A 14,582-nucleotide genomic window follows, 5' to 3' on the forward strand; every position below is an offset into this window, starting at 1 on the left:
AGGCATGACAACAAAGGCATATATTAAAGACTATCCCAGGCCGCAATTCGTACGCGATAATTGGCTCTCCTTAAACGGCGAATGGAGCTTCCGTTTCGATGACCATAGCGTGGGGGAGAAAGAGAAGTGGCACGAGAAATTCGAAGAGACGCACAAAATCAACGTGCCCTTTACATATGAAACCAAAGCGAGCGGAATTGGAGTCGAAGAATTCCATCCGCAAGTATGGTACAACAAAGCTGTCTATATCCCGAAGGAAGTCGAAGGGAAAAGGGTCATCCTTCATTTCCAAGCGGTGGATTACGAAGCTAAGGTGTGGGTGAATGGAACGTTAGCAGGCCAGCACAAGGGCGGCTATGCGGCTTTTTCGTTTGATATTACCCCGTATCTCGCATTCGGAGCTGATAATCAAATCACGGTGAAGGCTGAAGACAGCAATAGCTGCTATCAGCCCCGTGGCAAGCAGCGCTGGACCGAGAACAATTTCGAATGCTTCTATGTTCAGACGACAGGGATCTGGCAGACGGTATGGATGGAATACGTGGAGGAACAACGTCTTGACGCGGTTAAAATCACACCGGATTTCGACCGTTCCATCGTCCGTTTCGACTATGAGGTTCAAGGGGTAGAGGAAGCCGGAGCCGGTGACTTAAGGCTGGAAGCTATCGTTATGTTCAAAGGCAAGCTTGTGAAACGGGTTAGTCTAGCGATCGACCGCCCTTGCCTAACCGTCGAGGTTGATCTGCTGCATGAGGCAAACGGGCCATGGAAAAGAAGCTTCTGGTCGCCGCAGCATCCGAACTTATACGACGTGGAATTTGTGCTGTATGCGAAGGATCAGGTCGTAGACAGGGTGTTCTCCTATTTTGGCATGCGGAAAATTTCCATTAAGAACGGAAAGGTGCTGCTGAACAATGTGCCCATCTACCAGCGAATGATTCTGGATCAGGGCTATTGGACAGAAAGCCATTTGACGCCACCAAGCGAGGAAGCTTTAATAGAAGATATCGATCATATTCTAGCGATGGGCTATAACGGTGTTCGTAAGCATATGAAGATCGAGGATGCTCGTTTTCTCTATTGGTGCGACGTGAAAGGTCTGCTTGTGTGGTCCGAGATGGCGGCCACCTTCGAGTTTCATGACCGGGCGGTCGATGCGTTCACAAAGGAATGGCTGGAAATTGTGAGGCAGCAATATAACCATCCAAGTATTATTACTTGGGTACCATTTAACGAATCATGGGGCGTCCCGTTAATTCTGCGCGATAAACGGCAGCAGAAGTTTACCGAGGGCATCTATCATCTGACTAAAGCAATCGATCCTTACCGTCCGGTCATTACGAACGATGGCTGGGAGCATACGGTGTCCGACATTCTAACTCTTCATGACTATGTCGCTACAGGTGACGGCTTCCTGAAGCGTTATGCCGACAAGGAAGCGATCTTGGCCAATGAAACGACTTGCAATCAATGGAAGTACGCATTAGCCGAAGGGTGCGAATACCAAGGTCAGCCGATCATCATCAGTGAATTCGGAGGTATCGCGTTCCAGTCGGACAAAGGCTGGGGCTACGGAGATCAAGTGGTTTCGGAAGAGGAATTCATTGAGCGTTTCCGCGGCATCACCCAAGCGATTAAGGACGTTAAGTATATAAGTGGATACTGCTATACGCAGCTTACCGACGTCCAGCAGGAAATTAACGGGCTTCTCACTGAAGAACGCAAGCCGAAAATTCCATTGGCCACAATCAAAGCTATTAATTTAGCCTGAATGAACTTATGAAGTTCTGTCATTATCAAATATCTCTTCTTTTAATATAGAAACCGATGCTTACTTGCAGCAGTCAGTTAAATCGTAGAGAAACCTGAGTCTTTTTGAGGACATCAGGTTTCTCTTTTTTAGGAGACGTGTTAGCCTTTACTCATGCCTTTAAAAGCTACGCAGATGGCTATATTAAATATCCTTATGTAATGAAGGGGGAAGAAGGATTTGAAAATATGGAACGACGAAGGAGGAAACCGGAAGGGAGATATGCTTCTCCAATTCCAGGTTATCACCGATACGCACGTGAAGGCCGACCCTGAACATGTGTACAACCGTAATTTGGCAAGGGCGCTGGAAGATATTAAACGGCAAGCACCGGACAGCAACGGTATTATGCTTGCAGGTGATATTACTGACCACGGGCATGCGGAGGAATACGCGGAGTTTCTCAGAATATGGAGGGAGAATGGAGCGGGATTGCCGGACAGTTATTTCGCATCCGGCAATCATGATGTCGGTTTGGGTCATTGGCCTTCGCGTTTGGGAGCTTTTTTGGATGCCACGGAGATGAGAGGACCCTATCATGATCACTGGGTGAATGGGTATCACTTTATCTTTCTCGGAACCGAAGAGGGGCTGGAGCTATTCGCATCCTTGTCAGAAGCCCAGCTGTCATGGCTAGACGCCAAGCTAACCGAGAGGAAGGACGCGGCTCGCCCAGCCTTCGTTTTCCTGCATCAACCGCTCAAAAACACGGTCGCGGGATCTTACGAGTCGCAGCGATGGTACGGTGTTACTCAGGATAAAGCGCTCAAGGAAGTGTTGTCCAAACATCGGAACGCCATCCTGTTCAGCGGACATACTCACTGGGAGCTAGAGGCGTCGCATACGATGTTCGACGGGCAGGAACGACTACCAGCTATGTTTAATGCAGCATCTGTCGCTTACTTATGGACGGATGAAGACGAGCATAAAGAAGGGAGCCAGGGGCTGTTCATCGAAGTTTATGCAGATTGTGTTATCGTCAGGGGGCGAGATTTCGCTGCAGGCGAGTGGCTGGAGAATGCCCGGTTTGAATGTGAAATCACTGAGCAACCTGAATAATCGGAAACGTATTTAAGAGAACCTTCCATTCAACGATATTGGTTTATTAAGATTGAGCTATGCTGTCAGGTTAACCAGGGGATGTACATATGTGACTGGTGAAGCATGGAGACCCATGAGGAAGCACATAAGTTGGTGCCGTACGCCTGGGCAAAGGTAAGGGGAATTTCCCCTTACCTTTTTATGTTTACTCGAGAGGAGCAAGATCAACCATCTTATTGACTATTGTGGTTTATAGTTATAAACTAAGCTCGTAGGTTTATAATCATAAACCTGATAGGAGGGTTATTATGAATAATTTGAAGCTATGTGAAAGTGATTATCGCTTTATGCTTGTAGTGTGGGAAAACGAGCCGGTGGCGTCGGGGAGGCTGGTAACCTTATGTTCAGAGAAGCTCGGCTGGAAGAAGCCCACCACCTATACAGTGCTTCGGAAAATGTGTGAAAAAGGACTGCTTAAAAATGAGGATACGATTGTAAGCTCTATTATTCCAAAGGAGCAGATCCAAGCGTATGAGAGCGAGCATTTTATTGAGCGGACCTTCGAGGGCTCGCTGCCCCAGTTTCTCGTTTCTTTTTTCGGAAATAAAGCACTCTCCAATAAGGAAGCTGATGAACTAAAGCGTTTGATTGACGCGCATAAGGAGGGGTGAGTATGGATACGTTGTTTTTGAAAATACTCAATATGACCCTCACAGCGGCTTATGTGATCGTAGCGGTGCTTCTCATTCGTCTGCTGCTGAAAAGGGCACCGAAGAAGTATTCCTATTTGTTGTGGGCTATTGTTCTGTTCCGCCTTGTCTGTCCGGTATCCATTTCCTCTGAGCTCAGCCTCTTTAATGCTCCTCCCTTTGATATGACCGCAGCGCAAAAGAGCGGCCAAGCTTCGCTGAGCTATGTCCCTGCGGATATTGGCTATATGGAGAATCCGGGGATGACGGTGGGCATACCGACCATGAATGTGATGATAAGCGACACCCTTCCTTCGGCTGATCAGGCCGCTAGCGCGAATCCTCTGCAAATATGGATACAGATCGGCACAGTTTTGTGGTTCTCAGGTAGCCTTGCGTTGCTTATTTACGGCATGGTGTCCTATTTCCACTTGAAACGCCGCATGGTCACAGCAATCCGTCTAGATAACCATATATTTGAGTCTGACATCATTCGGTCGCCATTTATTCTTGGCTTTATCAATCCGCGAATTTACATACCCTTTGGACTTCGGGAGCAGGAACGCGTCTACATCCTGAAGCATGAAGCCTACCATTTAAAAAGGAAAGATCACCTAATCAAGCCGCTCGCATTTGTTATACTTGCCTTTCACTGGTTTAATCCGCTTGTTTGGCTTGCCTTCGCATTGATGGCCAAAGACATGGAGATGAGCTGCGATGAAAAGGTTCTGTCGGAGACCGGTTCAGGCATCGCGAAGGAATATTGCACGTCACTGCTCTCCTTTGCGACAAACCGCCGTTTACCGTCTGCAAGCCCGCTAGCCTTCGGAGAGACGGGCATCCGGGAGCGCGTTAAAAATATACTACGCTTTAGGGCGCCCAAAAAACGGGTTATCGCCTTCTCCGCCGGTGCCTGTATAATAGCTGTTGCCGTCTGTGCTACGAATCCAATTGTGAACGGAACCTTGAAAGAGACTGGAGAACCGTACGGCAGCTATCGCTTTGAGAAGCAGGTGTATATGAATCCACTGAGCTCGTTTATGCCTTTTGAAGGGTTTAAGGAATACTATACACTCACCGAAGACTCGCTTACCATAACCAACGAAGCCGGCAATCAACAGAAATTGAAGGCTGCTTATGAACGGAAAGCTTTAGATGAGCAGGAGTTTAAAGACAGCTTTATGCTGCCCAGCATTAATGTTCCCAATATTTCCGGGTATAAGGAGCGATATGAGTACGTACTGACTGATTCAGCCGTTGATCCTCAATATCGTCTTTTTCTGCTGGATGATGAGCTATGGTTGGCGAAAATACACAAGGATACCGTCAATACTTTAAAGAGTGAATATATGTGGAGCATTTATAAAATTTCGAAGCTTGACGATGAAATATCAGGGATTGAAGCTATAGCGGGAACTCAGGATGGTGTCGAGGCTTTTTTAGCTTTGCAAAAGGATTTTAATTCAGGCTATGACGCAGACAAGTGCTATAACATCACACCTGAATCTATTAAAGAAAACTCTGATTATAGCATTTTCAAATATGACAAATCTTCCGCATCATTTTTGCTATATAAGGGAGAAGTCTATCCGCTCGGAGAGTGGTTCGGCGGCCTTGGCTTAACAAGCATGGCTCTAGCAGATATGGACAATGACGGGGAATCGGAATTGTATTTTACTTATTCATGGGGTTCCGGCCTTCATCGCTCTCATGCGGCTTATTACAGTCCAGCAACCAAAGAAATTAAAACCTTAGCGTACACACATTTAAATGCGGATATGACACTAGTGAATAACCGAGACGGCAGCCTGACCCTTTTTGGGGCAGCCATATCAAACATGGTGGACTTTGCTCATTTCAACACGGAGGGAACCGATTTTATATCGGATATTGTTTATGCAAATGGGCAGATCTTATTAAACGCTGTAGCTAATGAGTGAAGGCGGCGATTTTGATTAATAAGACTATTGGATTGTTGATAATAATAGGATCAATATTAGCAATGACAATGCAAAAAAGATCCATTTGGATATATATTACTGCCAACTTTGTTGTATCCACAATCCTTCATAGTTAAAATTACAAGAATGATTCCATGCATGTCGTACTATATTAAATATGGTATCTATTGTAAGACGGAAAACAAAGTATTGAAGGGGAGAGGGATAGCGATGTGGAATCGTAAAGAATTGAAACGAAAAGCCAAGGAGGTGCTGCGAACATCGTATTGGAAGGCATTTTTGGTGAGTATTATATTGGCATTTGTCGGTGGAGGAGGCAGTCCTCCGACCTTTAACTTTGGATCATCCGGTTTCTCAGGTACTTCCGGATCCTCCGGAGCGGATGTGGATTGGGGAATCCTCGCGCCTTTTCTTGCTATTGCGATAATCGTCATTATTGTTATCTTTTTGTTTGCACTTGCGTTTCGTATCTTTCTCTGTTTTCCACTTGAGGTCGGTTCGATGCGCTACTTCAAGCAAGCTTCGGAACATGAGGCGGATCTAAACCAATTAGGCTACGCTTTTAACAAACACAGATATTTGGATATCGTGAAATCGATGTTGTGGAGAGCTTTTCTGAATTTCTTATGGTTTTTGCTTCTCATCATCCCTGGAATCGTAAAATCCTACGCATACAGCATGGTACCGTTTATTTTGGCGGACAACCCCAATATTGGGTATAGGCGCGCGGTGGCTTTAAGTAAGCAAATGACAAGGGGACACAAATTTCGCATATTCGTTCTTGATCTAAGCTTTCTCGGCTGGATCCTTCTCGGCATGTTGGTATTCTTCGTCGGTGTCCTGTTTGTGATGCCGTATATTAATGCCACGAAGGCGGAGCTTTACCTAACATTACGCCAAGATGCGTTGAAGGACGGTCTTACAACAGAAGAAGAGCTGAGGATGAATCAGACACCTGTCATTTAAATTAGAAATAGATGATCGTCCACCGAATGTTTTTGCCCAATACTCGCTCTCTGAAAATACTTTCAGTTGTTTATTAAGAAATGCCGCTTGTCTCTGCCTGTTACGGCGTAGATGAGCGGCTTTTTTTTCGTAGTTGCTTAAAGCTCGCAGCCGAGTATCGGCAGATTGATAGGCGATTGAAATGATAGTATCTCGCTAATAGTGCATCATCACACAAAAAATGAAATATATGTTATAATTTTTTTGATTTGATGAGAGTAGGTGCTAGAGAAGGCGGGGAAGTTATGATAGTGTGGTTTCGACATTTGCCAGAGATGAGTATGGATGTGTCAGAATGGAAACCATTCATCCAAAATAATTGGTTTAGAAAGCATTATATGAAGTTTGTTTATCTATTGATGATTATATTTTTTCTAGCACCCTTTTGGCTTGGGGCCGAGTTCACTCCTATTACGAAGTTCCCTCTTATCTTAATTATCGCTTCTGTTTTTATCACACATGAAATCCTTCACATTCTTGTTATAAACACTAAAGGTGATATTAGCCTAACATTCAGAGGCATATTTTTTTGGCTTAATACCAATGCAACTCTATCCAAGAAGAGATTTTGGGTCTTTATGAGTTTGCCCTATATCGGACTATCGGTAATGCCAGCTATTACTTCGTTATTTGTATCAGGTAATATGAAATCACTCCTTTTATTTATTGGTTGGATAAATGTAATCATTTCTTCCTCCGATATTATTAATTCATTTTTAATCCTAATTAAACCAAACAATTCTGTATTTTGCAGATGTTATTACCGGGGGGAGGACATTACTTGAATCAAAAGCAAAGAAGCATCATAAGCCTGATACACAGAAAAGGGTTTAAACAGTTTTTAATGCTTTGTAAACGCTATCAATTTCTATACTTGTCCGTGTTGGTTTTGCAGCTTGGCGGAACGGGAGCAACGTTGTTGCTCGCTGAGTTCAGCAGGAGAATCTTTGATGGCGGAACACAACTATCACACCCTGAGCTTGTAAAACTAATTATCGGAATTGTAACGATGGTTATACTGGCCATGCTTTTTTCGCTAGGGGCGCGTATTTGCAACCAAATCGTAAATACCAATATCGTGTTCAGAATGAGGCAGATGTTGCTGAACCAACTGACCAACATATCGCTTAAATACCATGAAAGTAATCACAGCGCCCATACTCAGAATATCCTATTTAATGAACTAGAAGTATTCAAGCAGTTTGTTGTGTTTGATGTTCTACGATTAATCTCTTTGCCTTTCTCATTTATTGCGATTGGAGTTTATTTGTTCACCGTCAATCCTTTGCTCGGGGCAATTGCCATTCTCGTAGGTCCTCTTCAACTGCTTAGCAACCTGGTGTTAAAAGGCTCTTTTAAAGATCTAATAGCGCAGCAGCAGGCGAATGGGGGAGAAGTGTTCTTTCACATGAATGAGACCCTTTCCGGCATTCGTGAAGTCAAGATGAATCAATTAGAGCACTCTGTGTATAGTAGATTCGAAAGGGTGTGTAAGGAGGGTATACGTCTCTGGGTCTCTGTTGAAAAAATGGAGGCTTTACGCGAGTTCGTTCGTCTGGTTCCTGAAAAGCTGGGTTATCTCATGGGAATTTCCGTTGGCGCAATTCTTCTAGTGAATGGTCATATTGGGCCTGGCGCGGTCATAGCCTTTCTGACTCTCTTGGATAAGGTAAGCGAACCTTTCATAAGCATTACTTCTATTATTAGTTCCCTTCAGAGGGTGTCTGCCGGAGCTGAAAATTTGTTGGATGTTATGGAAAAGGAGCAGGAACTGAAAACCCAAGGTGAAGTGCTTTCCAATGAGCCTTGTTCCATTCGGTTCGAGAATGTATCTTTTTCCTATCAAATTGATCGCCCGGTATTGCACAATGTCAGCTTTGAAATTCCAGCAGGTAAATCCGTGGCATTGGTAGGTCCGAGCGGTAGCGGGAAGAGTACACTAATTAAGCTGTTATATCGGTTTTACGAACCGGATGGCGGTTCGATCAAACTCAATGAGAACCCCATTGAGAACTATACGGTCTCTTCGCTTCGAGAGCAGCTAGCTACGGTCACACAGGATGTTTATTTATTCGATGGAACCATTCGGGAGAATATAGAGATTGGCGCCGCGGATGCAGCGATTGAGGACGTCATACAGGCCGCAAAGCTTTCCCAATCTACTTTTATTGAACGGCTGCCGGAAGGATTGGATACGAGAGTAGGGGAACGGGGAATTAAGCTATCTCACGGACAAAGGCAGCGCATCGGTATTTCTAGGGCTATTCTTCGACGAGCATCAATTCTTATTCTTGATGAGCCTACGTCGGCGCTTGATGTGGAGACAGAGGCTATGTTTCAAAGCGATTTGCCCAAGTGGGCCGGTAACAGCACGAAAATAATAATCGCACACCGATTATCGACCATTCGTGATGTCGATTATATTATTTTTCTTGAGAATGGCCGAGTGCAGGAGATGGGATCACCTAAAGATTTGCTTAAAGCTAATGGACGCTTCTCGGATTTCTGGAAAAACCAACAGATTCACGAGTTTGTTAGCTGATTTAACGGGCAAAGACACTGGAGCGATTGGAGTTCTAATAGTAGGAATCTGCTTGTGTCGGGGGAAGAGGAAAAACCGAAAGGTCTGTAATCATTTGTGAGTTTTAAATAGAGTAGCGGATACTTGGCGTCCGCTACTCTATATTTTATTCATTTACGGCCATCACTTTGTCGCAGATAACTGTGCAACCGCAGACCGATTAAACCCTTTAACAATAAGCCATACCGCCAATATCATCTCGTTCGCCGCTACAGGAAGCGACAATAGCGCGCCCCAGACGGAAAGCTGAGAAAATACGCCGAACATTTCCAACAACGCCGCAATGAAAACGAGAGTCGCCCCCGTCATGCCCAAGAGGGAGATAAAACGCGGTACGAGCTTGGATTGATAGAAAATATAACTGTACATCATTGTATTGATCCCAAGCATGAAGTTAGGGCCAAGCAAGAATGTCCAGTCGTGAACGGCATGCAATACAGTGCCCGAAGCTTGGAATGAGGCCGCATCTGGGGCACCTGCCGCAACATAATGCTGACTCAAGCTTAATAAGGACAGTACGCTGACGATGCCGACGGTAATGATGACGGCTTCCATAAACCGAAAGCAGACATGGCCGAGCGCGATGCTTTCATTGTACCTACGCAAGAATGGAAACATCATAATGGACGTGCCAACCGCCGAAACAACAAGAATCAATTCCATCAGAGCGCCTAGGATCACCTGGTTGGCGTGCGCAGCACCTTTAACCAAATAATCGGGATTATTGAGGATCGGATCGTACAGCACAAGCCCAACGATCGACGAAGCCGCCGCAAGGATAAACAGCACGCCCACGACTTTCCCAGCAATATTGGCTGATTTCACGTTTAACCTCCATCTTCTTCTTTACTGGGGTGTTCCCCGTAGAAAAATACCTCTTCCAAATGCAAGCTGAAGGCATGAGCGATGCGAAAAGCTAGCTCCAACGAGGGGGAGTAGTTGCCCTTTTCCAACGCTACGATGGTTTGCCTGGTTACGCCCACCTTGTCAGCCAATTGCTGCTGCGTCATTTCGTCATGGTTGAATCGTAATTTGCGGATGTGATTGCCGACAAGATTTTTGCCCATTTTAGACTCCTCTCCGATAGTGATAAAGTTTCGACACGGAGCCAGTGAGATCGGATATGAATCCCGAGATAATTAAGATGATGAACATCACCTGTGCAGGCTGATCAATGACCAGCGATCCCATGGCGAGAAGAAAGCCGAGGATAAATACGAAGAACCCGTTTCGATTCGCCTTCAATTCGATGTGTTTATCCAGTTCATCCGCGAACGTTGGCTCCTTCTCCCCGGTCGTGATCCGAAAAACGATGTTGAAAACGATGCTGATCACGATATGCGCGAAGATGGAAACCAAAGTCAAGACGAGGACGAAGGAGCCCCAATAGTGCAAGGTTTCCGTCGACTCCAGTCCTTCCTTCGGATACTGCACGTACTTGTACGCGCTAAAAGAAATGAAAATGAGGATGGTGCTGATGATGGATACGATGCTTTTCTTTTCTTGATAGGTCATGCCGTATACCTCCTATTGGGTTATTTTTACAAGTAAAGCCCGATATACATAATGTATATAAAACCATTCAAGATGTCAAGTTTATTTTACATGAATGGGCGAAACACTCTGCTTGTCTTCTCCGTAATATATATAATTTGTTTATTTCTATCTGCAGCAGGAGTGCTATACTTCTTATCATTTTGTGTATAATATGGTATCAAACCCGTTCAATGACTGTAGATCAAACGAAAGAGTCATAGGAGGTGTGTTCCGATAGATATGTATTCACAAACTCAACAATCGAAAACAAAATCGCTGGTTTGGTCGGGTTACGCCGTTTTTATTTGGTCCATTGCCTATATGCTTCCACACCTTTATTGGGCTTTAGGTGGCAAAATGGGTGGGGGTATTCTAAAACCTAATATCGTACATTCGCCTGATTTTGAATTTATTAATTGGATTGCAACCGTATTTCTAACAGGTGCCGGACTCATTGGTCTTGCATTTATTTATTGGAATAAGGGCAGAGTTTCTAGTTATATGTTGCTATTTATATCTTGGGCAGGGTGTTCGTTATCCACTTCGCACGGCATTTTTGGAATTGTTTATCGCATACTTCAAATCAGTGGGGTAGTTGGTTTGGAGTCGGGATCATTTCATATTCATGAAGATGCCTATGTGTTGTGGGATCTATTGCTCTTTGAACCGTGGTTTTTGATTGAGGGGATTTTATTAGGCAGTGTAGGGTGGTGCTTCTTGAAAGAAGCGCAGAGCAGAAAAATCTGGCTTGCGGCTTGCCTATTCGGCGTTATTTTCGGCTTGATCACTGGGGTTATGGGGGTGCGATTTGCATAAGCAATCAAGAACGGAGCCCAAATCGGGGATTTTCTATGAAAATGATGGAATCGGTTTCATGAGCGAAGCTAGTGCTAGCACTATATAGACAAATAAAGGGGCTGGAAGCCCTCAAACGAGGAATCCCAGCCCTTCAAATTACTAGCAGTTAGCCTCTGCTATACCTTATCATGGTGCTCGCAACTTACTTCCCAAACACCGTATATCGCGATAAAGAGGTAATTTCGATCACTCTTGGGGACGAGTGCCGGGTTCTAAGCCTGTAGAAGTTGCTGTCTTGATAAGCCGAACCGATACATCGCTATGAAGTCGAATTTGGCAAGATAATCGGATAGCGGCATCCTCGATTCCTTTGTTACGAAGGACTGTCGCTTCTGCCTCTTCCATCTCGCCCGCATTACCAGAGAGCACCTCTACGGCACATGTCGTGCACCTGGCATTCCCGCCGCATCGGTGCAGAATGTCGATCCCACTATCCTCTAACGCAAGCACGAGTTTCGTGCCTTCAACTGCCTGAATGGCGTCTCTTCCTTCTACTTGAACTGTCGGCATTGGCTATTCCTCCTCGGATTGTTAATCCTCATATTTTCCTAACCCGCTTATATTAAACCATTACCTTCATGAATAGTCCAATTTGATAGTCGTTTCGTCAAAAAGAATCCTTTGCAAGAGCATGATACACGCATTATTTGTCATTTTTTAGGTAGACCAGTTCACTGACATGTCATACACTATATTAATCTGTTAAATAATTGTTTAGTTGGTTTTGTTTTGGCGTTACGAATTATTAATACTCGATGGAGGTAACAAAGAATGAAGAAGATTTTCAATATACTGCTGGTCCTATTTATGGTGACACCAATGTTGAGCACGGTTGTCTTTGCCGGCAATACTGCGAAGGCTACGGTCACGGTAAGTAGTACATATTTTAATGGTGAAGAGAGCGACAGCTACGGATTCAATATATTAGGCAGCAATTATTTTAGATTGCGGGATATAGCAAAGAACTTCTCGGGTACTTCAAGCCAATTCGATGTATCTTGGAATAATAAGAATAATGCTATAGAGATTATAACAGGACAACGTTATTCGCCTGAGAAGACAGATGATTCAGTATACTATAGCCGTAATAGAACTTATAATGCCACAATTTCAACCTCAAAAGTTCTAGTCGACGGGAATTTGAAAAGTATTACTGCTTACAATATTGATGGAAACAACTATTTTCAATTGAGAGATTTGGCGGACAAGATTCCTTTTGAGATTGAATATGACATTCAATCTAATAAAATATCGTTGTTCTCTCAGACTATTAAGAATACAAAGAGAGTTAAAACAGCATTTAATGCTACGAGTAATGGCGTATCTTCTTATTTTCCCAGATGGAGGAGTACGGTTACTTCATACCTTGTAAACAATAATGACCAGACGGTTAGTGTCATTGAGGCTAATAAAGAGCTTACGATTGAAACGTATAATGAGAAATATGAACTAATTGCTAATAAAAGCATTGCCTTCGAGCTTCCCCTGTTTGGTGGCTTTTACAGCGGTGAGAAGTACAACTATATTGCTTTTGGACAAGGCAATCGAGAAGAGAATGATAAAAAAGAAGTGATTCGGATAGTCCGTTATGATAAAAGCTTCAATAGAATTGACAGTGTCTCTATCAAGGGTGGTGAGAGTTATACGGTAGAGCCTTTTGATGCGGGCTCTGGAAGAATGGCTGAGCATGGAGATACGCTTGTATTTCACACCTCTCGTACAAGATACACAACAGAAGATAAATTAAATCATCAATCCCAGCTTACCATTATTGTGAATACATCTACTATGACCGTGACCAATGATATGGGAAGGTTTCAAAAAAACCATGTCAGTCATTCCTTTGATCAGTATGTACTGTTCGATGGCAATACCCATGTCCTCGTGGATCATGGTGATGCTTACCCCCGTTCGATTGCCCTTAATAAAGGGGATGGAACAAGTTACAGCGAGGTAGACTTGTTTAATATTCCCGGTAAAATAGGAGCGAACACCACTGGTGTTTCTATAGGCGGATTTGAAATGTCTACGGCTAACTATATTGTCGCAATGAATACCATTGACCATTCTCTAGTTAGGGAATTTACATCATTTGATATGGTTGGTTTGGAAACGGACCAGAGGGATATCATTCTTAGTATATTGCCAAAGACCAACGTGACCAGCGATTCAGTCAAACATATCACTTTGGCTAAATATATAGGCACTAGCCTTATCGCATCTATACCTAAACTGGTAAAAGTAACAGACGACAAGATGATAGTACTGTGGCAGGAATTTGATAAGAACAATCATCCGGGTGATTTGAAATACGTGTTAATAGATGGAGATGGAAACGCAACAGGGAAAATCAATACGATTAAGAACTTTGCTTTATCAGAAAGCAATCCTATCCTTGTTGGCGATAAAATTGTTTGGTATACCGACAACAATGGGTATCGAATGTTTTATTCAATCCCAATAAATTGAAGTTAATCTATTGTTCTGTGCTGGCGGTAAGTTGCGGACAAGCCAAATGAATATATCAAATTTCTCGCCAAACTTAGACGGTTGAAAGGTTGGGGGCTTTGACAGGTTGCTGAGAGGGCAGGCTGTTGCGGTCCTCTTTGGTTTTTCTGCAAACAAGAAGGCGGAGAAACGGTTACTAAAAAAGGAAAAAATTATCTTTTGTCGTATTATTTAAATTGAATAAATACGGAGAGGATGATTGATTTGATCGAGTATTTGGACACTCTATATGTCCCTGTTGCGAATACGGAGGCAGCAGGACAATGGTATGCGAAACACTTTGGACTTAATCCGGACAGAGAGGGAAGCTTCTCTACCCTGCGGATGCCTGGAGGACAAAGCATCATGTTTGTTGAGACCCGTGAAAAGCAAACATTAAATTTTATTAACACGGAAGGCTACGAGATGTTTGCTGTAACATTCAAAGTGGATGATGCGCAGGCGTTACATTGCAAACTGAAAGAGCAAGGATTAGAGGTCGGTGAATGTAACAATGATGGAAACTGTGGTTATAACTTTAAAATTTACGATTTAGATGGGAACCGTATTCACCTGTGGGGTGGATTCCCGCAAGTGTAATGTTGAAGTGTTAA

The 14,582-nt window shown here is 43.8% G+C and carries 14 protein-coding genes and 1 riboswitch; of the genes, 10 read left to right on the forward strand and 4 right to left on the reverse strand.

The genetic code is table 11. The annotated features are described in order from the left end of the window. Positions 1–4: 4 nt before the first annotated feature. The 7 genes from CEF13_RS02880 (at position 5) to CEF13_RS02910 (ending at position 9,048) form a co-directional block, all read left to right on the forward strand. Positions 5–1,771, forward strand: a complete 1,767-nt coding sequence (locus CEF13_RS02880) for a glycoside hydrolase family 2 protein (RefSeq protein WP_102709333.1) — start codon at positions 5–7, stop codon at positions 1,769–1,771. A 261-nt stretch (positions 1,772–2,032) separates the two neighbouring features. Next, the gene (locus tag CEF13_RS02885; protein WP_102716174.1) at positions 2,033–2,869 is read left to right on the forward strand and encodes a metallophosphoesterase family protein; all 837 of its coding nucleotides are present in this window, start codon (positions 2,033–2,035) and stop codon (positions 2,867–2,869) included. A gap of 81 nt (positions 2,870–2,950) precedes the next feature. After that, positions 2,951–3,028, forward strand: a riboswitch (ZMP/ZTP riboswitch). Between the two features lie 131 nt (positions 3,029–3,159). Beyond that, complete coding sequence (locus CEF13_RS02890; RefSeq protein WP_102709334.1) at positions 3,160–3,522, forward strand: BlaI/MecI/CopY family transcriptional regulator; 363 nt, start codon at positions 3,160–3,162, stop codon at positions 3,520–3,522. A gap of 2 nt (positions 3,523–3,524) precedes the next feature. Beyond that, entirely contained in the window at positions 3,525–5,480 is a 1,956-nt protein-coding gene (locus CEF13_RS02895) for a M56 family metallopeptidase (RefSeq protein WP_102709335.1), read from the forward strand. Between the two features lie 231 nt (positions 5,481–5,711). Continuing rightward, positions 5,712–6,467 carry a DUF975 family protein gene (locus CEF13_RS02900; RefSeq protein WP_102709336.1) on the forward strand — a complete coding sequence of 252 codons (756 nt, stop codon included), beginning with the start codon at positions 5,712–5,714 and terminating at the stop codon, positions 6,465–6,467. A 284-nt stretch (positions 6,468–6,751) separates the two neighbouring features. Continuing rightward, positions 6,752–7,291 carry a metalloprotease family protein gene (locus CEF13_RS02905; RefSeq protein ID WP_243864647.1) on the forward strand — a complete coding sequence of 180 codons (540 nt, stop codon included), beginning with the start codon at positions 6,752–6,754 and terminating at the stop codon, positions 7,289–7,291. Further along, on the forward strand, positions 7,288–9,048 hold the full coding sequence (locus tag CEF13_RS02910; RefSeq protein WP_166742840.1) for an ABC transporter ATP-binding protein: 1,761 nt from the start codon (positions 7,288–7,290) through the stop codon (positions 9,046–9,048). The genes CEF13_RS02905 and CEF13_RS02910 overlap by 4 nt, the downstream gene beginning before the upstream one ends. 162 nt (positions 9,049–9,210) lie before the next feature. Here CEF13_RS02910 and CEF13_RS02915 read toward each other — a convergent pair whose 3' ends face one another. Genes CEF13_RS02915 through CEF13_RS02925 form a run of 3 tightly spaced genes read right to left on the reverse strand, consistent with a single transcriptional unit; the run spans position 9,211 to position 10,602 of the window. After that, the gene (locus CEF13_RS02915) at positions 9,211–9,912 is read right to left on the reverse strand and encodes a DUF4386 domain-containing protein (protein WP_102709338.1); all 702 of its coding nucleotides are present in this window, start codon (positions 9,910–9,912) and stop codon (positions 9,211–9,213) included. A gap of 2 nt (positions 9,913–9,914) precedes the next feature. Further along, positions 9,915–10,154 carry a helix-turn-helix transcriptional regulator gene (locus CEF13_RS02920; protein WP_102709339.1) on the reverse strand — a complete coding sequence of 80 codons (240 nt, stop codon included), beginning with the start codon at positions 10,152–10,154 and terminating at the stop codon, positions 9,915–9,917. Between the two features lies 1 nt (position 10,155). Beyond that, on the reverse strand, positions 10,156–10,602 hold the full coding sequence (locus CEF13_RS02925; protein WP_102709340.1) for a hypothetical protein: 447 nt from the start codon (positions 10,600–10,602) through the stop codon (positions 10,156–10,158). A gap of 261 nt (positions 10,603–10,863) precedes the next feature. On the opposite strand from CEF13_RS02925, the gene CEF13_RS02930 reads away from it, so the two are divergent. Beyond that, positions 10,864–11,439 (forward strand): DUF3995 domain-containing protein, encoded by a 576-nt coding sequence (locus CEF13_RS02930; RefSeq protein WP_102709341.1) that lies wholly within the window; start codon positions 10,864–10,866, stop codon positions 11,437–11,439. Between the two features lie 228 nt (positions 11,440–11,667). Here the strand turns inward: CEF13_RS02930 and CEF13_RS02935 are convergent, their stop codons facing one another. After that, a complete protein-coding gene (locus CEF13_RS02935) occupies positions 11,668–11,991 on the reverse strand; it encodes a 2Fe-2S iron-sulfur cluster-binding protein (RefSeq protein ID WP_102709342.1) in 324 nt (107 codons plus the stop codon). Positions 11,992–12,252: 261 nt separating this feature from the next. Between CEF13_RS02935 and CEF13_RS02940 the strand changes: the two genes are divergently transcribed. Next, positions 12,253–13,950, forward strand: coding sequence for a hypothetical protein (locus tag CEF13_RS02940; RefSeq protein ID WP_102709343.1), 1,698 nt, complete (start codon positions 12,253–12,255; stop codon positions 13,948–13,950). 234 nt (positions 13,951–14,184) lie between these two features. Then, on the forward strand, positions 14,185–14,568 hold the full coding sequence (locus CEF13_RS02945) for a VOC family protein (protein ID WP_102709344.1): 384 nt from the start codon (positions 14,185–14,187) through the stop codon (positions 14,566–14,568). Positions 14,569–14,582: the final 14 nt, after the last annotated feature.

The sequence above is a fragment of the Paenibacillus castaneae genome (genome assembly GCF_002884445.1).
GTDB classification, from domain to species: Bacteria; Bacillota; Bacilli; order Paenibacillales; family Paenibacillaceae; genus Pristimantibacillus; species Pristimantibacillus castaneae.

Coding starts and splice junctions, on each gene's coding strand:
- CEF13_RS02880 (WP_102709333.1), top strand. CDS start 5: ATGACAACAAAGGCATATATTAAAGACTATCCCAGGCCGCAATTCGTA.
- CEF13_RS02885 (WP_102716174.1), top strand. CDS start 2,033: ATGCTTCTCCAATTCCAGGTTATCACCGATACGCACGTGAAGGCCGAC.
- CEF13_RS02890 (WP_102709334.1), top strand. CDS start 3,160: ATGAATAATTTGAAGCTATGTGAAAGTGATTATCGCTTTATGCTTGTA.
- CEF13_RS02895 (WP_102709335.1), top strand. CDS start 3,525: ATGGATACGTTGTTTTTGAAAATACTCAATATGACCCTCACAGCGGCT.
- CEF13_RS02900 (WP_102709336.1), top strand. CDS start 5,712: ATGTGGAATCGTAAAGAATTGAAACGAAAAGCCAAGGAGGTGCTGCGA.
- CEF13_RS02905 (WP_243864647.1), top strand. CDS start 6,752: ATGATAGTGTGGTTTCGACATTTGCCAGAGATGAGTATGGATGTGTCA.
- CEF13_RS02920 (WP_102709339.1), bottom strand. CDS start 10,154: ATGGGCAAAAATCTTGTCGGCAATCACATCCGCAAATTACGATTCAAC.
- CEF13_RS02925 (WP_102709340.1), bottom strand. CDS start 10,602: ATGACCTATCAAGAAAAGAAAAGCATCGTATCCATCATCAGCACCATC.
- CEF13_RS02930 (WP_102709341.1), top strand. CDS start 10,864: ATGTATTCACAAACTCAACAATCGAAAACAAAATCGCTGGTTTGGTCG.
- CEF13_RS02935 (WP_102709342.1), bottom strand. CDS start 11,991: ATGCCGACAGTTCAAGTAGAAGGAAGAGACGCCATTCAGGCAGTTGAA.
- CEF13_RS02940 (WP_102709343.1), top strand. CDS start 12,253: ATGAAGAAGATTTTCAATATACTGCTGGTCCTATTTATGGTGACACCA.
- CEF13_RS02945 (WP_102709344.1), top strand. CDS start 14,185: ATGATTGATTTGATCGAGTATTTGGACACTCTATATGTCCCTGTTGCG.